We start from the raw sequence: 22,320 nt of genomic DNA on the forward strand, positions 1-22,320 counted from the left end.
CGGCCGGATGGCCGAGCATCGACGAGAGGTGGACGCCGTGGCCGCGATCGACGGACAGTGGGCGGTCGAGGTCGCGACCCTCGCGGGTTCCCATCACTTCGACCTGACGCTGGCGACCGTCGGGACCACGCTCAGTGGCACGGCGATCGGGCCCACCGGCCCGATCGCGATCCGCAACGGCACCGCGGTGGGAGACACTGCCGAGTTCCGGCTCGATCTCGTCGCACCGATCCCGATGTCGCTCGTCGTCCAGCTGTACGTCGTCGGCAACAGCCTGACCGGCACGGCGCAGGCGGGGCCCTATCCGCCGTCGACCGTGGTGGGCACCCGCACCGGCTGATGCGCGTCGCCCGCGCGCGGCCGACGGCCAGGGCGCCGGGCCGTGGGATCAGCGGTTGAGCAGGTCGACGTCGGCGACGCTGTCGAGGCGCGTCATCAGGAGGTCGCCTGCGGCGGCCATGCCCGACAGCGCGGTGACGGTGATCACCGCCGCGATGACCAGCATCGCCAGGATCGCCGGCCAGGCGTACCGGCGGGTGATCGTGAGGACGACCGCGGTCACCCCGCTGAGGATCGCGATCGTCTGACCCGCCACCGATGCGGCTGCCATCCGCCACGCGCTTTCGGCGGTGAGCGGGCCGTAGCTGTTCGCCACGGCGGACAGCCCGATCGGGATCACGACGACTCCCAGCGCCAGGACGAAGCCGCGGCTGATCCGGGGGCGGGGTCTCGTGCGTGCCGTCGGCTCCTGCGCCGTGGGTGCGGTCATGCTGCGACCTTAGCGATTCGCCGCCCGATCGGGCCAGCGATGCTCGACGGTCCTACGCCTCCGCCTCTGCGGTGACCTCGCGGGCGGTGTCGGCCGGAGGACGCTGCGCTCTGCTCAGCAGGACGAACGGGACCGCGACCGCCGAGATCACGCCGCTCCAGATCATCGAGGCGCCGTAGCCTCCGACATCCGCCACCCGCCCCAGCACCGGCTGGAAGACCACTCCGCCACCGGAGCCCATCAACGAGTCGAAGGAGAGCACCGTGGCACGCTGCTTCGACGGGATCATGTCGTTGAGGTAGGCGCGGTGGACCGGGTCGTCGATCGAGGAGGCGATGCCCCACAGCGCCACCAGGGCGATGGCGAGCCAGAAGTCGCGCACCAGCCCGAGCCCGAGCAGCACCAGCGCGCTGGAGACGGTCGCCAGCAGGATCGCCGACGTGCGACGGCGGAAGAGGCGGCGCACCCACGGGGCGAGGGTGCCGCCGAGGATCGCGGCGCCCGACAGCAGCGCCGCCGCGAGACCGGCGATCGAGTAGGCCCCCTCGTCGCCCCACAACTCCAGCAGGTACGGCTGCAGGGCGTAGAACACGTAGATGCCGACACCCGCCGTGAACGGGCTGGTGAGCATGAGCCAGCGCACCGGAGGATCGCCCAGTCCGTATCGCAGCGACGCCCGCAGGACCGTTCGCGTCGCGCGAAGCGGCGTCTCGCTCTTGTCGGGTGTGAACCCCAGATCGCGCATGAGCAGCGCGGCGACGATGAGCATGAGGAGCAGGATGGCGCCCCGGATCAGGAACGGCACACCGAGGTTCGTCGCCTGGGCGACGATGCCGCCGAGCACCGACCCGGAGAGCATCGCGATGCCGCCGACGATCTGCGCCCGGCCGAACACGGTCTCGAGACTGCCCTCGTACCCCGTCGCCTTCAGCGCATCGACGAGCCAGGCATCCACCGCTCCCGAGAAGAACGTGAAGCCCAGCCCGAGGAGGACCGACACCACGGCCCACGCCCAGAACGGGGAGTGCCACACCCACAGCAGCCAGTACATGACGGTCGTCACCGCCAGCGTGACCGTGCCGAGCAGGTACGACGCGCGGCGCCCGACGGTGTCTGCCACGACGCCCGTCGGGATCTCGAAGATCAGCATCCCCGCCGTGAAGAACGCGTTCGCCGAGAAGGCCTCGAGGTTCGACAGGCCGGCGTCCAACAGGAACAGCGTGTTGACGCCCCAGATGAACGAGGCGGCGAGGGTGTTGCCCAGCAGCAGCGTGTAGTAGATCCCCTGCACCCGGCGCGGAGTGGGCAGAGCGGGTGCGGCATTCGTCCTGGAGATGGCGGCACCGCCTCAGTCACGGGATCATGACGACACCGCGACAGTATTCCCGTTGTGCCGAGCCGTCCAGGGGGTGTCCGCGGTCCTGCGGCGCACGTCACAGGTTCTGCAGGAACTCGCGCAGGAACCGCTTCGTCTTCGGCGGGAAGCCGGGGCTCTTGTCGACCGTGCCGTCGTGGCCGCCCCATTTGCCCGGGAACGACCGCAGCACGAGGATGTCGTCGTGCGCGCCGTCGTAGACGTGCGCGTCGGCGCTCATCGCCAGCGTGAACGTGTGGGTCGCGACCGCGGCCGGGTCGCTGTCGGGGTCGCTCCCCGGACCGCCGTGAACGCCGTCGGCGGAGGTGAAGTCCTCGGTGTCGATGAAGTGCTCGAGGATCGCGAGGATGATCGAGATCGGCAGCACGAGCGGCGCGAGCACCCACAGGTCGTTCTCGTCGACGAATCCCCAATAGTCGCCGTAGTCGACCAGGTCGTGCGTGCCCGGGTCGAGGTACGTGGCATGACTGCCCCCGGCGATGTAGACGTCGAGTTCTACGCCGTCGCGGGCGAGGGGGCCCGGGCTTGCCGGAGCCGGGATGCGGCGGAAGAGGTCGGCATCCTGGAACTCCTCGTGCACGGATGTGATGATCGCGCGCGGACGGACGGTGCGGATGTCGCCACCCGCCGCCGCGTTCACATCGCGGCGGTGGAACACCAGGCAGCATCCCTCGTCGTCGCCCTCGTGCTCGTTGTCGAAGATCGCCGTCTGCCACCGCTCGAAGTCGTTGTAGGCGTAGAAGAACGAGTACTCGAGGAACGCATGGTCGGTCACCGCGCGCCAGGTCTGCTCGTGGCGTGTCCACCCGGGTGGCGGGTCGGGCAGGGCACCGCCCGATGCTTCGGCCTCGATCATCTCGAGCAGCAGGTCGCGTCGCGTCTTGTCGATCTCGCGCGGCGTGGGCGGCGGGGTCGTCGGGTCGGTCTGCGGGTCGTGCGAGAGGATCCAGCCGGCGATGTCGAATGCGCGGCGCATCGCGTCGGGCGGGTAGCGGCGTCCCTCCGCCTCGGCGCGCTCGATGAGCAGCTCATAGCGGAGCACGTCGACGAGGTTGACGTACTGCGCGAGCACCGTCATGCGCGGGCGACGGTCGTCGGGCCCTCCGCCGGGGTCGCGCTCGTCGGCACGCGGGATCCACGGGTTGCCGGGCACGGCGGTGTTGCCGCCGGACAGCAGCCGCGTCGAGCCGAAGTGCTCGTTCGCGAACGTGAACGACGCCCCGTTCGTGACGTACGTCTCATCGTCGACCTCGGGCGCGTCCATCGCGTCGCGGGTCGTCGCGCCGTCGGCGAGCGGCCGCGACACCTTGCGCTGGGACTGGAACGCGAAGCCGTCCCTTCGTGCCAGCACGGTCGGGTCGTGGAGCACGGACTGAGCGAGGCCCGGAGCGCCGGGCACACGCTCGGAGAGCGCCACGCGCCACTGCTCGCGAGCCTGCGGCGTGAGGTCGTCGAGGTGGTCCTGCACCATCTCGAACACGTCGGACAGCGCGATGGGGTGGAAGCGCTCATCCTCGTGGAAGTGCAGGTTCGGCAGCCAGTACGCCGCGAGCCGGCGCACCTGCTCCGCGCGCAGCGGGGCGGTCAGTCCGAAGCCGTTCTCCTCGGCGAAGTCGTGCAGACCGGTCAGGTCGGCCATGTCAGTTCCCTTCTGCGACGGCGCGCACCCGATCGGATGCTGCGGTGAGCAGGTCGATGAGCGGTGCGAGTTCTGCGCGCTGGGCGTCCAGCGCCTGCGTCATGACCGGACGGCACTCCTCAGGTACGACGGGCAGGTCGCGAAGTTCGGCCGCGAGCGAGGAGAACTCGGCCGCAAGCGTGTCGTGGAGGATCCGCAGGAAGGCTTCGAAGGGCACGAGGAACGCCTCGGGGGCGGAGTAGTCGGCTGTGCGCATCATGTCGAACAGCGCCGCCCCGGCGGCGACGGCGAGTTCGTGGGCCTCGGTCGCCGCGGGCTCGAAGGGGCCGGCGGCCGGTCCCCCCGGCGCCGTCCACGGCCGGGTGAGTGCTGCGTGCGCCTGCGACATGAACGCCCGCAGGCGGTCGACGGTGCGCAGCACGTTGCCCTGTGCGATGAGACGGCACTTCTGCAGCAGGTCGTCGTCGGAGTCGGCGGGAGCGGGGAGACGGCGCGTGAACGCCGCGAGGGTGTCGGGTCGGGCCAGGGCGCGCACGAAGACGCGCGTGACCGTGAAGCGCCGGGCCAGCCGGTGGAACTCCTCAGGCTCGGGCACCGGCAGGCCGAAGGCGACGCGATCCAGCTGCAGCACCGCACCCGGCGCGACGGCGTTGTGGTAGCCGACGTGGCGGCCGTCGGCCCACACCCGCGCCTGGCCGCTCGTGTGCCAGTCCATGCGGAGGTCGGTGAACCCGTCGAGGGTGGGCAGGGCCGCGGGGAAGTCGATGCCGGCCGCTCCGGCGCGCACGGTGGCGTCGGTCGGCCGCGACGACGAGAACCGCGGCCGGCGGATCAGGAGGTCGAGGTCGACGCCGGCGGAGAATCGGAACAGCGCGCTCGAGATGAAGCCCGAGGTCGATCCCTTGACGCGCAGGCGCATGCTCACGCCGATGATCTCGCGCAGCGGCTGCGCGGGGGCGAACTCGAACATCTGCCCCGCCAGGAGCGGGAGCGCGAAGCGATCCGCGGCCGGCTCCAGCGCCAGCGCCTGCGTCGTCGGCGAGACCGCGCCGGGGAGGGACTGGAAGCTCCGGATCCGCGGATCCGGGAACTCGTGCAGGAACACCGAACGCCACATCGCGACCCCTTCCCTCACGACGGTCTGGCTGCCGCCGAGGAGTGTCACTCAGACAGAGGCGCGTCGGCGCCGACGGATACATCCGTCAGAGTGCGCCGCGCCGCTGCCGTGCCTCCGTTGCGGCCAGCGCCGCCCGCGCTCCGTCGGTCGGGGCGATCGCGACGAGCCCGCGGTAGAGCTTCACGAGCGCCGCGGTGTCGAGTTCGCCGGTGCGGGCGCGGTCGCAGTGCACGGCCTGGATCGCCGCTTCGAGCTGGAAGCGTCCGAGCGGCCGTCCCAGCGCCGACGCCCGCCGCAGCATCGCGGCCGCCTCGGCGATGAGGGCACGATCCCACAGCTCGGGGTCCTGCTCGTCCAGCGGCGGCCACGGGCTCTCGGCACGCGCCGGCGCCCGAGATTGCGCGTACGTGAGCAGCGCCGCGAGCCCCCAGGCCTCAGGCTCGTCGTCGAGGAGGGTCGCGGTGAGCACCGCCAGCCACCTGGCCTCGTCGGCGAGCGAATCGCGCGGCTCGTCGCCCTGGTCGAGCCACCCGATGGCGTACGCGCCGTAGATCGCCTCGAGCACCGCCGGCAGCCGCGCGGGCATGTCGGCCCGGGTCGGAACGCGGAAGGGGATGCCGGCATCCCGGATCCGCCGTTTCGCGCGCACCAGCCGCTGCGCCATCGTTCCCGGCTCGACGCCGAACGCCCGTGCGACCTCGGCGGCCTCGAACCCCAGCACCGTCTGCAGCATCAGCGGCGTGCGGATCGCGGGATCGATAGCCGGGTGCGCGCACGCGAACAGCAGCTCCAGCCGCTTGTCGGGGATCGCCTCGCGGCGCTCCAGTGCAGCGACGGCGTCGGTCGCCCGGTCGTCGGCGAGGGCGGCGGCCAGGCCGTCGTCCAGGGCCACGCCGGTGCGCCGGGCCGCCGAGCCCAGCGCGTCGCGCAGGCGGTTGCGTGCCACGGTGACCAGCCACCCTTCGGGATGGGTCGGGATGCCGGCATCCGGCCACGTCCGCAGCGCCCGCTCGAAGGCGTCGGCGAGGGCGTCCTCGGCCAGGGCGACATCGCTCGTCGACGCCGCGACGACCGACAGGATGCGGCCGTACGACTCCCGCGCGGCGCGCTCGGCGACCGCGCGGGCGTCGGGGGCCCCGGGCATCAGTTCGCGAACGGGGTCCAGGCGCCGTCGCGGAAGTACGTGGCGCTGGGTCGCACCTCGACGGCGCCCCAGCCGGCCGAGGGCGCCTTGCCCGCCCACGCGATCGCGGCATCGAGGTCGGCGACCTCGACGACGAACGTGCCGCCGAGCTGTTCCTTCGTGTCGGCGAACGGGCCGTCCTGCACGCGCAGGGTGCCCTCCGGCGCGGTGACCGTCGTCGTCACGGATGACGGCTGCAGCACCTCGGCCGACACCAGCACGCCGGCGGCGTCGAGGGCCTTCGCGTATTCGTCGAACTCGCGCATCCCCTCGGCCCAGGCGTCGGGGCCCAAGTCGTCGGGGGTCATCTCGGGGTAGTGGAGGAGGAGTGCGTACCGCATGGTGTCGTCCTTTCTCGTCGGTTGCGACACCTGTATGACGATCGAGGCCGGCCCCGATCGACAGGCGGGCGGATCAGCCGTTGCCGAGTTCGTCCAGCATGCGGCGCTGCTCGTCGGTGAGCCCGTCGTTCAGCTCGCGCCGGCCCGCCGACGCCTCGGGGGTCGGGATGGCGGGGGCCGCGGCATCCGGGCTCTCGCTCTTCGTGCCGGTCGCCCTGTCGTAGAGCGCTCCCGCACCCGATTCGACCTTGTCGTCGACGGCGCCGTAGATCGCCCAGCCGATGAGGAGGATCACCGGCGGGATCACGTAGCCCCAGAACGCGCCGAGGATGCCGCCGCCGATCGAGACGCCCGACAGCAGCACCGTGGCGATCCAGACCAGGAACGCGATCGCGAAGGCGAGGAGGAACTCCACGAGCTTCTCGCCCGCCTTGGTGCGCTGGCCCGCCGACTTCGCCGCCATCGAGCGGAACCACTTCTCCACCAGCGGCTTGACCCAGATCACCAGCGCCGTCATGACGATGCCGGCCCACAGCGCGGCCCAGCCGACGCGGGCAGGCGTCAGCCACCCCACGATGAGCAGTACGACGATGTTGAACACCAGCAGCGACGCGAACCGCACGACCCACTTCTTCATGGCTTCACTGTGCCATGTCCGCCCGGTGGTCGGGAACGCCGACGGTCAGTACGAGGCGCGCTCGCCGCGGTCGCCCGCCGGGATGAACCGCGCGGCGAGCGCCTCCGAGCCGCGGGCAAGGAGCGCGACATCGGCTCCGACGAGCACGAACGACGCGCCGGCCCCGACGTAGGCGTCGGCCGCTGCGGGGTCGAAGGCGTTGACGCCCACCGGCTTGCCGGCGGCGCGCACCGCGTCGAAGGCGCGCAGCGCCGCGGCGACGACGTCCGGGTGCGTCTGCTGGCCGAGAAGACCCATGGATGCCGCCAGGTCCGACGGACCGACGAACACGCCGTCGATGCCGTCGACGGCCGCGATGTCGGCGGCCGCCTCGACGCCGGCCGACGTCTCGATCTGCACGAACAGCGACACGTGGTCGTCGGCGTGCTGCAGGTAGCCGTCGACGCGGTTCCACCGCGCAGACCGGGCGAGCGCGGAGCCCACGCCGCGGGTGCCGCGCGGCGGATAGCGGACGGCGGCGACCGCGGCCTCGGCATCCGCTCTCGACGAGATCATCGGCACCAGGATGCTCTGGGCGCCGAGGTCGAGCACCTGCTTGATCGTCACGACGTCGCCGATGGGCACGCGCACCACCGGCGTCACCGGGTACGCGGCGACGGCCTGCAGCTGCGTGAGGACCGACTCGAGGTCGTTGGGGGAGTGCTCCATGTCGATGAGCACCCAGTCCATGCCGGCGCCGGCGCAGATCTCGGCGACCAGCGCGGATCCGGAGCATACCCAGATGCCCGCGAGCGGACGGCCGGCGCCGGCGAGGGCTTCGCGGAAGGTGGGGCTCAGACGAAGCGGCATTCGATGACTCCCATGGGTCCGTAGTCGCATCTGACGCTATCGCCTCGCTGCACCCACATGGGGCGCGTGAACGAGCCCGCGAGGATGATCTCGCCGGCCTCCAGCCGCGCTCCGTGCTGGTGGAACTTGTTCGCCAGCCACGCCACGCCCGTTGCGGGGTGGCCGAGAACGCCCGCCGCGACCCCGGTCTCCTCGATCTCGCCGTTGCGGCTGAGGACGCCGGGCACCCAGCGCAGGTCGATCTCGTCGGGACGCTTGTGCACGTCGCCGAGCACCATCGCACCGTATGCGGCGTTGTCGCTGATGGTGTCGACGATGGTGCGGCCTTCGAGCTCGATGTGCGAGTTCAGCACCTCGAGCGCGGGAACGGCGTAGTCGATGGCCGCGAGTGCGTCGTCGAGGGTGCAGTCCGGGCCCTCGAGCGGGGTCTTCAGCACGAACGCGAGCTCCACCTCGATGCGCACGTTGGAGAAGTTCTCGACGGGGATCTCGGCGCCGGAACGGTACACGGTGTCGTCGAACATCACGCCGTAGTCGGGCTCGGTGATGCCCGTCGCCTGCTGCATCGCCTTCGAGGTGAGGCCGATCTTGCGGCCCACCAGCGTGCGGCCGGCGGCGATGTTCTGGTCGCGCCACACGCCCTGGATCGCGTACGAGTCCTCCACGGTGGCGTCGGGGTACCGCGCCGTGATCCGCGGGATCACGCCGTGCGTGCGGTCGGCCTCGGCCAGCTCCGCGGCGATCGTCGCGATGTCTTCGGGTGACAGCATCCGGTTCTCCTCGTATCGGGTCGTGATGGGCGCTTCGTCTCGCTTCGCTCGCTCAGCGACCGGGGTGGTGGCTCGCTCAGCGACCGGGGTGGTGGCTCGCTCGGCGACCGGGGTGGCGGATCGCTCAGCGACCGGGGTGGCGGATCGCTCGGCGACCGGGGTGGTGGATCGCTCGGCGATCGGGGTGGTGGATCGCTCGGCGATCGGGGTGGTGGATCGCTCGGCGACCGGGGTGGCGGATCGCTCAGCGACCGGGGATGAGCCGGTCGCTGAGCGAGGGAGCGAAGCGACCGAGACGAAGCGCTTACAGCTGGTTGCCGAGCTTGTACTCGGGCATCGCCTCGTCGCCCTTGCGGGTGTACGAGAAGCCGTCGGCGCCGATCGTCACGGCCATCTCGGACGAGTCGGTGCGGGCCACGACCGGCTGCGGGTTGCCGTCGAGGTCGAGCACCAGCGAGGCCTCGGTGTACCAGGACGGCACGACCGGGTTGCCCCACCAGTCGCGGCGCTGGTTGTCGTGCACGTCCCACGTGACGACCGGGTTGTCGGGGTCGCCGGTGTAGTAGTCCTGCGTGTAGATCTCGACGCGGTGGCCGTCGGGGTCGCGCAGGTACAGGTAGAACGCGTTCGAGACGCCGTGGCGGCCCGGGCCGCGCTCGATGGCGTCGGAGCGGCGCAGCGCCCCGAGCTTGTCGCAGATCGCGAGGATGTTGTGCTTCTCGTGCGTCGCGAACGCGACGTGGTGCATGCGCGGGCCGTCGCCGCCGGTCATCGCGGTGTCGTGCACGGTGGGCTTGCGGCGCATCCACGCGGCGTAGACGGTGCCCTCGTCGTCCTGGATGTCCTCCGTGACGCGGAAGCCGAGGTCCTGCATGAACTTCACGGCGCGCGGCACGTCGGGGGTGACCTGGTTGAAGTGGTCCAGGCGCACCAGCTCGCCCGGCGTGTGCAGGTCGTAGCGCCACGACAGCCGCTCGACGTGCTGCACGTCGTAGAAGAACTCGTAGGGGAATCCGAGCGGGTCGATCACGCGCACCGAGTCGCCGATGCCCTGCGTGAACCCGTCCGCGTTGCGGCGCACCTCGCAGCCGAGCTCGGTGTAGAACGCGACGGCCTTGTCGAGGTCCTCGGGGGTGCGCACGCGGTACGAGAACGCGGCGACCGCCGCGACCGCGCCCTTGCGCAGCACGAGGTTGTGGTGGATGAACTCCTCGGTCGAGCGGAGGTAGATGCTGTTCTCGTCCTCCGCGGTGACGTACAGCCCGAGCACGTCGACGTAGAACTCGCGCGACGCGAGCAGGTCGGTGACGACGAGCTCCATGTAGGCGCAGCGCAGGATGTCGGGAGCCGGGCTCGTCGGCGTCGGCACCGGGTTGTCGGTGTGGATGGGCGCCTCCTGGCTGACGTAGAAGCCGGAGGAGGTGAGGGTCATGTCGTCACGGTTGGTCATGTCGCGTCCTTGCGTGGATTCGGGTTCGGGTAGTGGTGCGGACGCCGCGCCGGAGTGCAGACCTGCAGCGCGGCATCCGGGTCAGTGGGCCGCGGCCCCCGCCTTGCCGAAGGTGGGGTTGTGCGCCGGGCCGAGCGTGATGTGCACGGCCTGCTGGTCGGTGTAGAAGTCGATCGAGCGGTAGCCGCCCTCGTGGCCGAGGCCGGAGGCCTTGACCCCGCCGAAGGGGGTGCGGAGGTCCCGCACGTTGTTCGAGTTCAGCCACACCATGCCGGCCTCGATCGCCTGCGAGAAGTTGTGCGCACGCTTGAGGTCGTTGGTCCACACGTAGGCGGCGAGGCCGTACTTGACGCCGTTGGCGAGCTCGAGGGCCTCCTCGTCGGTGTCGAACGGCGTGATCGCGACCACCGGGCCGAAGATCTCCTCCTGGAAGATGCGGGCGTCGGGGGCGACGTCGGCGAACACCGTGGGGCGCACGAAGTTGCCGGTGTCGAAGCCCTCGGGGCGGCCGCCGCCGGCGACCAGGCGCGCCTCGGTCTTGCCGAGCTCGACGTAGCTCATGACCTTGTCGTAGTGCTCGGGGTGCACCAGCGCCCCGACCTCGGTGGCCGGGTCGTGCGGGTAGCCGACGATGACGCGGTCGGCCTGCGCCGCATAGCGCTCCACGAACTCGTCGTAGATCGGGCGCTCGACGAGGATGCGCGAACCCGCGGTGCAGCGCTCGCCGTTGAGGGAGAACACGCCGAAGATGCAGGCGTCGATCGCGGTCTCGAGGTCTGCGTCGGCGAAGACGACGGCGGGCGACTTGCCGCCGAGCTCCATCGACAGGCCCTTGAGGAACGGCGCGGCGTTGCCGAAGATCAGCTGACCGGTCGAGCTCTCGCCGGTGAACGAGATGAGCGGAACGTCGGGGTGCTTCACGAGCGCGTCGCCGGCGTCCTCGCCCAGGCCGTTGACGAGGTTGAAGACGCCCTTCGGCAGGCCCGCCTCCTCGAAGATGCCGGCCCACAGCGATGCCGACAGCGGCGTGAACTCGGCGGGCTTGAGCACGACGGTGTTGCCGGTCGCGAGCGCGGGCCCGAGCTTCCACGACTCGAGCATGAAGGGGGTGTTCCACGGCGTGATGAGTCCCGCGACGCCGATCGGCTTGCGGTTGACGTAGTTCATCTGGCGGCCGGGCACCTTGTAGGCATCGTCGGCCTGCGCCACGATCAGGTCGGCGAAGAACCGGAAGTTCTCGGCGGCGCGACGGGCCTGGCCGAGCGCCTGCGTGATCGGAAGACCGGAGTCGAACGACTCGAGCTCGGCGAGCCGGGCGTCGCGCGACTCGACGATGTCGGCGATGCGGTGCAGCACGCGCGAGCGCTCGCGCGGCAGCATCCGCGGCCACGGTCCCTCGGTGAACGCGCGGCGCGCGGCGGCGACGGCCCGGTCGATGTCGGCCTTCTTGCCGGCGGCGGCCTTCACGTACGTCTCGTTGCTCACCGGGTCGAGCACGTCGAACGTGTCGCCGTCGAGCGAGTCGACGAACTCGCCGTCGATGTAGTGCTGGATGCGCGTGGGCAGGCCCTCGGGCTGGTGGCGCGCAGCGGTGGCGGTGGCGGTGTCGGTCATTGCCTCTCCTTCGTCGGAGGTCGTGTTCCGGATGCCGCAGCCGCGGCATCCGGAGGGTTCAGAACGCCGGGAGGCCCAGGGCCTCGTCGGGGTGTTCGTGGATCATGTAGGCGTCGAGCGTGGCCGCGCGGTGACGCCGGGCGGCCTTCTCGATCTCACCGAGGGGAGCGCCCGTCTCGATGAGCTGCACGATGTTCTCGTGCTCGCGGACGGACTCCTGCGCGCGGCCGGGCACGAAGCTGAACGTCGAGTCGCGCAGGTGGCCGAGCCGGCCCCACTCCGCGTTGACCAGCTCGAGCATGCGGGGGTTCGCGCACTTCGAGTAGAGCGTCGCGTGGAACTCCTGGTTGAGCGCGGTGAACGCGCGCGGGTCGAAGTGCTCGAGCGTCTCGATCATGAGCTCGTTGATGCGCCGCGCGGCCCGCAGGTCGTCGGCGGTGAGCCGGCGTGCGGCCAGGGCGGTCGCGGTGCCCTCGAGGATCGACAGCGCCTGCATGCTGTGGCGGTACTGCGAGTCGTCGACCATGGACACGCGGGCGCCGACGTTGCGCTCGAACGTGACGAGCCCCTCTGCCTCGAGCTGACGGATCGCTTCGCGCACCGGCACGACGCTCATGTCGAGCTCGCCCGCGATGCTGCCCAGCACGAGCCGGTAGCCGGGGGTGAACTCCTGGTTGGCGATGCGCTCCTTGACCCAGCGGTACGCCTGCTGCGACTTGCTGAGCGCGGCGTCGTTCGCTGCCGCGGGCAGGGCCTCGAGCGGGCTCATCGGGCACCTCCGGTTTCGGCGTCGAAGCGGGCGCGCCATTCGGCGTTCATCGGGAAGAGCCCGTCGACCGGATGCCCCTCCGCGACGCGCGCGGCGATCCAGGCGTCCTCGTCCTCCTGGGCGAGGGCGGCGTCGACGACCTCTTCGACGATCCCCGGCGGGATCACGACCACGCCGTCGGCGTCGCCGACGATGACATCGCCGGGCTGCACGGTGGCGCCGCCGCAGGCGATCGTGATGTCGCCGTCCCACGGCACGTGCTTGCGGCCGAGGACGGCGGGGTGCGCGCCGGCGGTGTACACCGGGATGCCGACCGCGGCGACGGCTGCGGCATCCCGTACTCCGCCGTCGGTGACCACGCCCGCCGCGCCGCGCGAGTGCGCGCGGATCGCGAGGATGTCGCCGAGGGTGCCCGAGCCGGACTCGCCGCGCGCCTCGATGACGACGACCTCGCCTTCGCCGACGGCGTCGAACACGCGCTTCTGCGCGTTGAAGCCGCCGCCGTGCGAGACGAAAAGGTCTTCGCGGTTCGGCACGAAGCGCAGGGTGCGGGCGGTGCCGACCAGCTTGGATTCGGGATGCAGCGGCCGCACCCCGTCGATGTGCACGTTGTTGAGCCCACGCTTGCGCAGCTGGGCAGACAGGCCCGCGACGGGCACGGCCTCGAGCTTCGCGCGCAGTGCGGGGGAGAGCCCGGCCGCTGAGCGAGCGGAGCGAGACGAAGCGTCGGCGGCGTCCTCGGCCGGCAGGCCGGCGGCCTCGCGGGAGCCCCACGCCTCGGTGCGCTGCAGGTCGTCGACGGCGGGGAGCGAGCCGATCCCGGCGTCGAACGCCGCGGCGCCCTGCACGACGGTGGTCACCAGGCGCCCGGTGCTCGGGCCGTCGGGCACGTCGACCTCGACCTCGACCACGTCGCCGGGCTGCGCCACCGACGAGCCGGCGGGTGTGCCGGTGAGGATGACGTCGCCGGTCTCGAGCGTGAAGTGCTGCGACAGGTCGGCGACCAGCTGCGCCAGCGGGAAGATGAGGCCGGCCGTGGTGTCGTCCTGGGCGATCTCGCCGTTGACCCAGGTGCGCACCCGCAGCGCGTCCGGGTGGACGGTGCGGGCGTCGATGAGCGACGGTCCGATCGGGGTGTACCCGTCGCCGCCCTTCGATCGCACGTTCGAGCCCTTGTCGTTGGCGCGCAGATCGTAGAGGCCGAAGTCGTTGGCGGCGGTGACCCAGCCCACGTGCGACCACGCGTCGGCGAGCGACACGCGGCGGGCGGGCGTGCCGATCACGAGGGCGATCTCGCCCTCGAAGGCGAGGAGCTCCGTGCCGGCGGGGCGCTCGATGGCGCTTCCCGAGGCGGCGACCGAGCTCGACGGCTTGAAGAAGTACGACGGATGCTGCGGCCGTCGGCCGCGCTGGTCGGCGCGGGAGGCGTAGCTCAGGTGGATCGCGATGATCTTGCCCGGGCGCGTGGGGAGCGCCGCGAATCGGGGGTCGACCAGGGATTCCGTTGCGGCATCCGTCGGCGTCTCATCCATCCGAGCTCCCTCACTCTTGCGTCGTATCCGAAATCGTATATGATCATCCAACATCCGGCAACCATCCCGATCGTTCGCCGGTGACGACGACGTCAGCCCCCGACACAGGAGTCACAATGAGCACATCACAGCCCCAGGCAGGGTTCACCCCGACAGGAACCATCGCCTCGACCACCGACCGCCGCCGGGTCGTCTTCGCGACCGTCGTCGGCACCACCGTCGAGTGGTACGACTTCTTCATCTACGCGACCGCGGTCGGTCTGGTCTTCGGCCAGCTGTTCTTCGCGCCGCTCGGAGCCAACAGCGCCATCGTCGCGTTCGCGACCGTCGGCGTGAGCTTCCTCTTCCGTCCGCTCGGCGCGTTCCTGGCCGGTCACTTCGGCGACAAGTACGGACGCAAGGTCGTCCTGATGTGGACGCTCATCCTCATGGGTGCGGCCACCGCGCTCATCGGCGTGCTGCCGACCTACGAGGCCATCGGCGTCGCGGCCCCCATCCTCCTGGTGCTCCTGCGCATCATCCAGGGCATCTCGGCCGGCGGCGAGTGGGGCGGCGCGGTCCTCATGGCCGTCGAGCACGCTCCCCGCACCCGTCGCGGCGCATTCGGCGCCTCGCCGCAGATCGGTGTGCCGCTCGGCCTCCTGCTCGCCTCGGGCGTCATGGCGCTCATGGCGATGATCGCGCCCGGCGACGCGTTCCTGGTGTGGGGCTGGCGTGTGCCGTTCCTCCTCAGCGTCGTGCTGATCCTCGTCGGCTACTACGTGCGCCGGCGCGTCGAGGAGAGCCCGGTGTTCGCCGAGCTCGCCGAGCGCAAGGAGAAGGCGAAGATGCCGATCGTCACGCTCTTCCGCAAGCACCTGCTGCTCGTGATCATCGCCGCGCTGGTCTTCGCCGGCAACAACGCCGTGGGCTACATGACCACCGGCGGCTACATCCAGGGCTACTCGACCAACCCCGAGGGCCCGCTGGCGCTCGAGCGCGGACCGGTGCTGTGGGCCGTCGCGGGCTCGGCCATCACCTGGCTCCTGTCGACCCTCGCTGCCGGCTTCGTCTCCGACCGCATCGGCCGCCGCTCGACCTACATCATCGGCTGGATCCTGCAGCTCGGCGGCGTGTTCCTGCTGTTCCCCCTCGTGAACACGGGCAACATCTGGCTGCTGTTCGCAGGCCTCGCGATCCTCACGATCGGCCTCGGCTTCACCTACGGCCCGCAGGCGGCGCTGTACTCCGAGCTGTTCCCGGCATCCATCCGCTTCTCGGGCGTCTCGATCTCGTACGCGATCGGCGCGATCCTGGGCGGCGCGTTCGCCCCGATGATCGCGACGGCGCTGGTGCAGGCCACCGGATCGACGATGGCCGTCACGTGGTACCTCGCCGGCATGACCGTCGTGGGCCTGATCGCGACGCTGCTGCTGCGCGACCGTTCCGGCATCCCGCTCGGCCCGGACCACGAGGCGGAGCAGTCGGTCAGCCCGATCTACGGTCTGTCCAAGGCCTGACCCGACAGGTCTGCGGATGCCGCGCCCCGAGCCGCTGTGCGTGCTCGGGGACGCGGCATCCGTCGTTCGCGCTTCGTCTCGCTGCGCTCGCTCAGCGACCGGTGCCTGGGCGGTGGAGCGCAGGGGGTCAGGGGTCGAGTACCGGTCCCTGAGCGAGGAGCGCAGGGGGTCAGGGGTCGAGTACCGGTGCCTGGGCGAGGAGCGCAGGGGGTCAGGGGTCGAGTACCGGTGCCTGAGCGAGGAGCGCAGGGGGTCAGGGGTCGAGTACCGGTCCCTGAGCGAGGAGCGCGGGGGGTCAGGGTCGAGTACCGGTCCCTGAGCGAGGAGCGCAGCGACGAGACGAAGGGGCGGGAGAAGAGCGCGCTTCGTCTCGCTGCGCTCGCTCAGCGACCGGGGGTTGAGCGTGGAGCGCCGTGGCCTAGCGGTATCCGTCGTTCGCGCTTGGTCTCGCTGCGCTCGCTCAGCGACCGGCACCGGTCCCTGAGCGGGGAGCGCAGCGACGAGACGAAGGGGTTCAGCGGGTGCGCATGCCGTCGAGGGCGACGGCCACGACGTCGTGGGCGAGGCGCTCGCGGTCGACCGGGCCGCCGGGGCGGTACCACTCCACGATGGAGTTGACCATGCCGAACACCAGACGCGTGGCGACGGCGCCGTCGACGTCTGAGCGCACCTGGCCGGCGCGCTGCGCCTCCGCCACGAGCGCGCTCACGCGGTGGTCGAACGCCCGGCGCCGTTCCAGCGCGGCCCGCTCGACATCGCTGTTGCCGCGCACCCGGAGCAGCAGCGTGACGTAGGGGAGCTTGTCGACGAGCACCCGGACGGCGCCGCGCAGCACGCCCGCGAGGCGCTCGGCCGCGGTGCCTTCGGTGGCCTCGGGCGTCTCGAGTGCTCCTTCGAGGCCGTCGAGGGCCTCGTCGAGGGCGAGCGCGAGCAGCTGCTCCTTCGAGTCGAAGTGGTGGTACAGCGCGGACTTCGTCAGGCCCAGGCGCGTCGCGAGGTCGGCGACCGACGTGGCGTCGTACCCCTGCTCGTTGAACAGCCCGACCGCGACCTGCAGCACCTGCTCGCGGTCGTATCCGGGGCGGCCGCGGCGGGCGGGGACGGGTTCGGCGCTCGCTGACATGCGCCCAGTCTGGCACCCCCTCGCGTAGTATCCCCGTCGCCACAGGGTGAATACTGAACGATCGGTTAGGTATTATGTGGGCACCGCAACGAGGCGGACCGAGAGGATGCCGATGCCCGAGCCCCTGCGCGTCGAACACCATGCCGACCGCGTCGTCGCCACGCTGTCGCGGCCCGAGGTGCGCAACGCGATCGACCAGGACACCATCGACCGCCTCCACGACCTGTGCGGCGAGCTGGAGAGCGAACCGCGCACGCTGATCCTCATCGGCGCCGACGGCGTCTTCGCCTCGGGCGCCGACATCGCGCAGCTGCGCGAACGCCGCGCCGCCGACGCCCGCCGCGGGATCAACACGCGTGCGTTCCAGCGCATCCGCAACCTGCCGATGCCGGTCATCGCCGCCATCGACGGCTACGCCCTCGGCGGAGGTGCCGAGCTCGCGTACGCCGCCGACATCCGCATCGGCACGCCGCGGCTGCAGATCGGCAATCCCGAGACGGGCCTCGGCATCATCGCCGCCGCGGGCGCGACCTGGCGGCTGCGCGAGATCGTCGGGGAGGCGCGGGCGGCCGAGATGCTGCTGACCGGACGGATCCTGGATGCCGCCACCGCGGCCGCGTGGGGCCTGGTGTCGTCGCTGTTCGAGCCCGACGAGCTGCTGCCCGCGGCCCATGCGCTGGCCGACCGCATCGGCCGCAACGACGCGCTCGCGACGCGCCACACCAAGACGGCGCTGCTCGCCCCGCCGGCGGCGCACCCCGAGCTCGAGCTCGAGCTGCAGGCCGAGCTGTTCGAGAGCCCCGAGAAGGAGAAGCGGATGACGGCGTTCCTCGAGAGGCGCACGCGATGAGCGATCAGGGGTCCTCGCGGGTGCGTGGCGCTTCGCCTCGCTCCGCTCGCTCAGCGACCGGAGGAGACGTGCCGGGCGAGGTCGGCGTGATCGGCGGCGGCCGCATGGGCGCGGGCATCGCGCACGCGTTCGCGCTCGCCGGCGCCGAGGTCGTTGTCGTGGAGCGGGATGCGGATGCCGCGGCCGCGGCATCCGCTCGCCTCCTGGAGAGCCTGCGCCGCAGCGTCGAGCGCGGCACCACCGACAGGCCGTTCGCCCCGCTCGCCGCGGCGGTTCGGACCGCGACGGATGCGGCGGAGCTCGCGGGATGCGGACTCGTGGTCGAGGCGGTGCCGGAGGACCGTGCGCTGAAGGCCGACGCGCTCTCCCGCGCCGAGCGGGCCATCGAGCCCGGCGCGGCGCTGGCCACGAACACGTCGTCGATCTCAATCGACGACCTCGCCGCGGGGCTGGAGCGCCCCGGCCGGTTCCTCGGTCTGCATTTCTTCAATCCGGTCCCCGCCTCGCGTCTCGTCGAGGTGGTGACCGGCACCGCCACCGAGCCCGCGCTCGTCGCCGACGCGCGGACGTGGATCGAGGCGCTCGGCAAGACCGCCATCGTGGTGCGCGACAGCCCCGGGTTCGCGTCCAGCCGCCTGGGGCTCGCGCTCGGGCTCGAGGCGATCCGCATGCTCGAGGAGGGCGTCGCCTCGGCCGCCGACATCGACGCCGCGATGGAGCTCGGGTACCGGCATCCGGTCGGCCCGCTGCGCACCACCGACATCGTCGGGCTCGACGTGCGGCTGGGCATCGCCGAAGAGCTGCACGCCGAACTGGGGGAGAGGTTCGCGCCCCCGGCGCTGCTGCGACAGCTCGTCGCCGACGGACATCTCGGCCGCAAGAGCGGCCGCGGCTTCTACGAATGGAGTGATCAGTGACCGACATCCTCCCCAGCTACCTGCGGGGCGCATGGTGGACGCCGGCGTCCGACGCCGGCGCGACCCCGGTGCGCGACGCGTCGACCGGTGCGGTCGTGACCCGCGTGAGCACCGAGGGCATCGACCTCGCGGGCGCGATCGAGTACGCGCGCACGGTCGGGCAGGCGAGCCTCGGCGCGCTGACGTTCCACCAGCGCGCGCTGCTGCTCAAGCAGTTCGGCATCGCGCTGACCGCGCGCAAGGAGGAGCTCTACGAGCTGTCCAAGCGTGCCGGCGCGACGGTGCGCGACTCCCTCAGCGACGTCGACGGCGGCATCGGCGTGCTCTTCACGTACTCGTCGAAGGGGCGCCGCGAGCTGCCGAACGCGCAGGTGTACCTCGACGGACCGGTGGAGTCGCTGTCCAAGGACGGCTCGTTCCTCGGCCGTCACTTGTACACGCGTCTTCCCGGCGTCGCGGTGCAGATCAACGCGTTCAACTTCCCGATGTGGGGGGCGCTCGAGAAGTTCGCTCCCGCATTCCTCGCCGGCGTGCCGACGATCGTGAAGCCCGCGACGCCGACGGGGTACGTCGCCGAGGCGTGGGTGCGCATCCTCGTCGAGACGGGGCTGCTGCCCGCCGGTTCGCTGCAGCTGGTCAGCGGCGCCGTGCCCGGGCTGTTCGACCACCTCGGCCTCGGCGACCTCGTCGGGTTCACCGGCAGCGCGACCACCGCCGACCGGCTCCGTGCGCAGGCCGCGCCGGGTGTCCGTTTCATGAGCGAGACCGACTCGATCAACGCCTCGGTGCTCGGCCCCGACGCAGTGCCCGGCACCCCGGAGTTCGACGCGTACGTCAAGCAGCTCATGGTCGAACTGACGACGAAGGCGGGTCAGAAGTGCACGGCGATCCGCCGCGCCATCGTTCCCGCCGGCGCGGTCGAGCCGCTCGTCGAGGCGCTGCGCGCGAAGATCGCCGAACGCGTCGTCGTGGGCGACCCGCACGCCGAGGGCGTCACGATGGGGCCGCTGGTCTCGCTCGCCCAGCGCGACGAGGTGCTGCGCGCCGTGGCGCAGCTCGAGGCGGCCGGCGGCCGGCTCGTGCTCGGAACGACGGATGCCCCCGACGTGACGCGCGCCGACGGCACCACCGGCCCCGCTCCCGACGGCGCGTTCGTCGGGCCGATCGTCATCGGGTTCGACGGCGACGCCGCCGCGCTCCCCGACGCCGTGCACGACATCGAGGCGTTCGGTCCGGTCGCGAGCGTGCTCGCCTACCGCACCGTGGACGAGGCCGCCGACCTCGTCGGACGCGGCGGCGGGTCGCTCGTCACGAGCGTCGCCACCGCCGATCCCGCGGTCGCCGTGACTCTGCTCGCCCGCACCGCGGCGTACAACGGGCGCCTGCTGTTCCTCGACCGCGACGACGCCCGCACCTCGACCGGCCACGGCGCCCCCGTCCCCCACCTCGTCCACGGCGGGCCGGGCCGCGCCGGCGGCGGCGAGGAGCTCGGCGGCATCCGCGCCGTGCTGCACCACATGCAGCGCACCGCGGTGCAGGGCTCGCCCGCGATGCTCACGGCGCTGACCGGCGTGTGGCATCAGGGCGCGGCCTCCCGCTCGGACCGGCACCCGTTCCGCAAGTCGCTGGCCGAGCTCGCGATCGGCGACCAGCTCGCGTCGCCGCTGCGGGTGGTGACCCTCGACGACATCGAGACGTTCGCGAACTTCACCGGCGACCTGTTCTACGCCCACATGGACGAGGAGGCCGCCGCGGCGAACCCGTTCTTCCCAGGCCGCGTCGCGCACGGCTACCTGCTGGTCTCGTGGGCCGCCGGGCTGTTCGTCGACCCCGAACCGGGCCCGGTGCTCGCCAACTACGGGCTCGAGAACCTCCGGTTCATCACGCCCGTGTCGCCCGGCGACGAGATCCGCGTCGTGCTGACGGCGAAGCAGATCACCCCGCGCGAGACCGACGAGTACGGCGAGGTGCGGTGGGATGCCGTCATCCTCAACCAGGACGACGAGATCGTGGCGACCTACGACGTGCTGACGCTGGTCTCGAAGACGCTGGAGCAGCCGGATGCCGCGGCATCCGGAACTCCCGCATCCGCCGAGGTCGGGGCATGAGCGACCCCGCCGCGCACTTCGTCGGGCAGCGCCGCATGCTGCAGCGCGATCGCGCGTCGGCGGCACTGGGCATGGTCGTGGAGCGCGACGAACCGGGGGAGGCCGTCGTGTCGATGCGCGTGCGCGACGACATGACGAACGGCTTCGCGATCACCCATGGCGGCATGGTGTTCGCCCTGGCCGACACCGCGTTCGCGATGGCCTGCAACGAGGACGACGACGTGACGGTCGCCGCCGGCGCCGACATCTCGTTCCTCAAGGCGACGCAGGCGGGGCAGACGCTGACCGCGCACGCGCGGCGCCGCATCCTCTCCGGTCGCAACGGTCTGTACGACGTCACGGTGACCGACGAGACCGGAGACGTCGTCGCCGAGTTCCGCGGACGCTCGCTGACCACTCGCCGCACCCACCCCACGGATTGAACCCACGAAGGCCGAGACCGCCATGTCGACGATGACACCGAACCCCTCCGCCACCGCGCCCGCCCTCGACGCCCAAGAGCGGATGTCGCGCGACGAGATCCGCGCGCTGCAGCTAGAGCGCCTGCAGTGGACCGTGCGGCACGCGTACGAGAACGTGCCGCTGTACACGCGCAAGCTGGACGAGGCGGGCGTCGCGCCGAGCGACATCCGCACGCTCGAGGACGTGCAGCGGCTGCCGTTCACCACGAAGGAGGACCTGCGCCAGACCTACCCGTTCGGCATGTTCGCGGTGCCGATGGCCGACGTGCGGCGCATCCACGCGTCTTCGGGAACGACCGGGCGCCCCACCGTGGTCGGGTACACCCAGGGCGACCTCGACCGCTGGGCCGACCTCGTCGCACGGTCGCTGCGCGCCAGCGGCGTGCGGCCGGGCATGAAGGTGCACAACGCCTACGGCTACGGCCTGTTCACGGGAGGCCTCGGTGCGCATGCGGGCATCGAGCGACTCGGCGCGACGGTGATCCCGATGTCGGGCGGGCAGACCGCACGGCAGGTGCAGCTCATCCACGACTTCGAGCCCGACGTCATCATGTGCACGCCGAGCTACCTGCTCACGATCGCCGATGCGATGGCCGAGGCGGGCATCGACCCGCGCTCCACGTCGCTGAAGATCGCTATCCTCGGCGCCGAGCCGTGGAGCAACGAGATGCGCGCCGAGCTCGAGCGTCGCCTGAACCTCGACGCCGTCGACATCTACGGGCTCAGCGAGGTGATGGGGCCCGGCGTCGGCAACGAATGCGTCGAGACGAAGGACGGCCCTCACCTGTGGGAGGACCACTTCCTCCCCGAGATCATCGACGACGACGGGATGCCGCTTCCCGACGGTGAACGCGGCGAACTGGTGTTCACCTCGCTCACCAAGGAGGCCTTCCCGGTGCTGCGCTACCGGACGCGCGACCTCACCCGGCTGCTGCCCGGAACGGCCCGCCCCGGCATGCGGCGCATGGAGAAGATCACCGGCCGCAACGACGACATGATCATCCTGCGCGGCGTCAACATCTTCCCCACGCAGATCGAGGAGCTCGTGCTCGGCATCGAGACGCTCACTCCGCACTTCGTCATCGAGCTCACCCGCGAGGGCGCTCTCGACGCGATGGCGGTGCGCATCGAGCGGCACCCCGACCTCTCCCGCGAGACGTGCGAGGCGGCCGCCGAGGTGCTCGCGCAGCGCATCAAGGTGCACGTCGGCTCCACGGTCGCCGTGCGGCTCGAGGAGCCGGGCGCGCTGCCGCGCAGCGAGGGCAAGTACAAGCGGGTCTACGACCTGCGATGAGCGCCGGGATGCGGCATCCCACC

At 71.4% G+C, this 22,320-nt stretch carries 21 protein-coding genes; 7 read left to right on the forward strand and 14 right to left on the reverse strand.

Going from position 1 to position 22,320, the window contains the following annotated elements; translation table 11 throughout:
- Positions 1–37 precede the first annotated feature (37 nt).
- Positions 38–340 carry a hypothetical protein gene (locus AC1DDU_RS11515; protein ID WP_477434193.1) on the forward strand — a complete coding sequence of 101 codons (303 nt, stop codon included), beginning with the start codon at positions 38–40 and terminating at the stop codon, positions 338–340.
- A gap of 48 nt (positions 341–388) precedes the next feature.
- Here AC1DDU_RS11515 and AC1DDU_RS11520 read toward each other — a convergent pair whose 3' ends face one another.
- The 13 genes from AC1DDU_RS11520 to AC1DDU_RS11580 form a co-directional block, all read right to left on the reverse strand.
- Positions 389–769 carry a hypothetical protein gene (locus tag AC1DDU_RS11520; protein WP_477434195.1) on the reverse strand — a complete coding sequence of 127 codons (381 nt, stop codon included), beginning with the start codon at positions 767–769 and terminating at the stop codon, positions 389–391.
- A gap of 52 nt (positions 770–821) precedes the next feature.
- Positions 822–2,060: an MFS transporter gene (locus AC1DDU_RS11525; protein WP_477434197.1), complete on the reverse strand. Its 1,239-nt coding sequence runs from the start codon at positions 2,058–2,060 to the stop codon at positions 822–824.
- Between the two features lie 142 nt (positions 2,061–2,202).
- Complete coding sequence (locus tag AC1DDU_RS11530; protein WP_477434199.1) at positions 2,203–3,783, reverse strand: hypothetical protein; 1,581 nt, start codon at positions 3,781–3,783, stop codon at positions 2,203–2,205.
- 1 nt (position 3,784) lies between these two features.
- Complete coding sequence (locus AC1DDU_RS11535; protein ID WP_477434201.1) at positions 3,785–4,948, reverse strand: hypothetical protein; 1,164 nt, start codon at positions 4,946–4,948, stop codon at positions 3,785–3,787.
- A gap of 37 nt (positions 4,949–4,985) precedes the next feature.
- Positions 4,986–6,044, reverse strand: coding sequence for an RNA polymerase sigma factor (locus AC1DDU_RS11540; protein ID WP_477434203.1), 1,059 nt, complete (start codon positions 6,042–6,044; stop codon positions 4,986–4,988).
- Positions 6,044–6,424: a YciI family protein gene (locus tag AC1DDU_RS11545; RefSeq protein ID WP_477434205.1), complete on the reverse strand. Its 381-nt coding sequence runs from the start codon at positions 6,422–6,424 to the stop codon at positions 6,044–6,046. Before AC1DDU_RS11545 ends, AC1DDU_RS11540 begins: the two co-directional genes overlap by 1 nt.
- Positions 6,425–6,497: 73 nt before the next feature.
- Positions 6,498–7,061: a hypothetical protein gene (locus AC1DDU_RS11550; protein WP_477434207.1), complete on the reverse strand. Its 564-nt coding sequence runs from the start codon at positions 7,059–7,061 to the stop codon at positions 6,498–6,500.
- A 45-nt stretch (positions 7,062–7,106) separates the two neighbouring features.
- Positions 7,107–7,910 (reverse strand): HpcH/HpaI aldolase family protein, encoded by an 804-nt coding sequence (locus AC1DDU_RS11555; protein WP_477434209.1) that lies wholly within the window; start codon positions 7,908–7,910, stop codon positions 7,107–7,109.
- On the reverse strand, positions 7,895–8,680 hold the full coding sequence (locus tag AC1DDU_RS11560) for a 2-keto-4-pentenoate hydratase (RefSeq protein WP_477434211.1): 786 nt from the start codon (positions 8,678–8,680) through the stop codon (positions 7,895–7,897). Before AC1DDU_RS11560 ends, AC1DDU_RS11555 begins: the two co-directional genes overlap by 16 nt.
- A gap of 304 nt (positions 8,681–8,984) precedes the next feature.
- A complete protein-coding gene (gene hpaD / locus AC1DDU_RS11565) occupies positions 8,985–10,130 on the reverse strand; it encodes a 3,4-dihydroxyphenylacetate 2,3-dioxygenase (protein ID WP_477434213.1) in 1,146 nt (381 codons plus the stop codon).
- 81 nt (positions 10,131–10,211) lie between these two features.
- The gene (gene hpaE, locus AC1DDU_RS11570; RefSeq protein ID WP_477434215.1) at positions 10,212–11,744 is read right to left on the reverse strand and encodes a 5-carboxymethyl-2-hydroxymuconate semialdehyde dehydrogenase; all 1,533 of its coding nucleotides are present in this window, start codon (positions 11,742–11,744) and stop codon (positions 10,212–10,214) included.
- Between the two features lie 58 nt (positions 11,745–11,802).
- Positions 11,803–12,513 carry a GntR family transcriptional regulator gene (locus tag AC1DDU_RS11575; RefSeq protein WP_477434217.1) on the reverse strand — a complete coding sequence of 237 codons (711 nt, stop codon included), beginning with the start codon at positions 12,511–12,513 and terminating at the stop codon, positions 11,803–11,805.
- Positions 12,510–14,045: a fumarylacetoacetate hydrolase family protein gene (locus tag AC1DDU_RS11580; RefSeq protein WP_477434219.1), complete on the reverse strand. Its 1,536-nt coding sequence runs from the start codon at positions 14,043–14,045 to the stop codon at positions 12,510–12,512. The genes AC1DDU_RS11575 and AC1DDU_RS11580 overlap by 4 nt, the downstream gene beginning before the upstream one ends.
- Positions 14,046–14,161: 116 nt before the next feature.
- Between AC1DDU_RS11580 and AC1DDU_RS11585 the strand changes: the two genes are divergently transcribed.
- Positions 14,162–15,544 (forward strand): MFS transporter, encoded by a 1,383-nt coding sequence (locus tag AC1DDU_RS11585; RefSeq protein ID WP_477434221.1) that lies wholly within the window; start codon positions 14,162–14,164, stop codon positions 15,542–15,544.
- Between the two features lie 514 nt (positions 15,545–16,058).
- On the opposite strand, the gene AC1DDU_RS11590 is transcribed toward AC1DDU_RS11585, so the two are convergent.
- A complete protein-coding gene (locus AC1DDU_RS11590; RefSeq protein ID WP_477434223.1) occupies positions 16,059–16,667 on the reverse strand; it encodes a TetR/AcrR family transcriptional regulator in 609 nt (202 codons plus the stop codon).
- Positions 16,668–16,779: 112 nt separating this feature from the next.
- Between AC1DDU_RS11590 and AC1DDU_RS11595 the strand changes: the two genes are divergently transcribed.
- Genes AC1DDU_RS11595 through paaK form a run of 5 tightly spaced genes read left to right on the forward strand, consistent with a single transcriptional unit; the run spans position 16,780 to position 22,297 of the window.
- On the forward strand, positions 16,780–17,517 hold the full coding sequence (locus tag AC1DDU_RS11595) for an enoyl-CoA hydratase/isomerase family protein (RefSeq protein WP_477434225.1): 738 nt from the start codon (positions 16,780–16,782) through the stop codon (positions 17,515–17,517).
- On the forward strand, positions 17,514–18,434 hold the full coding sequence (locus AC1DDU_RS11600) for a 3-hydroxyacyl-CoA dehydrogenase family protein (protein ID WP_477434226.1): 921 nt from the start codon (positions 17,514–17,516) through the stop codon (positions 18,432–18,434). Before AC1DDU_RS11595 ends, AC1DDU_RS11600 begins: the two co-directional genes overlap by 4 nt.
- Entirely contained in the window at positions 18,431–20,542 is a 2,112-nt protein-coding gene (gene paaZ, locus AC1DDU_RS11605) for a phenylacetic acid degradation bifunctional protein PaaZ (protein WP_477434227.1), read from the forward strand. The genes AC1DDU_RS11600 and paaZ overlap by 4 nt, the downstream gene beginning before the upstream one ends.
- Complete coding sequence (gene paaI, locus AC1DDU_RS11610; RefSeq protein ID WP_477434228.1) at positions 20,539–20,964, forward strand: hydroxyphenylacetyl-CoA thioesterase PaaI; 426 nt, start codon at positions 20,539–20,541, stop codon at positions 20,962–20,964. The genes paaZ and paaI overlap by 4 nt, the downstream gene beginning before the upstream one ends.
- Before the next feature lie 22 nt (positions 20,965–20,986).
- On the forward strand, positions 20,987–22,297 hold the full coding sequence (gene paaK / locus AC1DDU_RS11615; protein ID WP_477434229.1) for a phenylacetate--CoA ligase PaaK: 1,311 nt from the start codon (positions 20,987–20,989) through the stop codon (positions 22,295–22,297).
- The last annotated feature ends 23 nt before the right edge of the window (positions 22,298–22,320 follow it).

This window comes from Microbacterium sp. 05T445 (assembly GCF_056395865.1).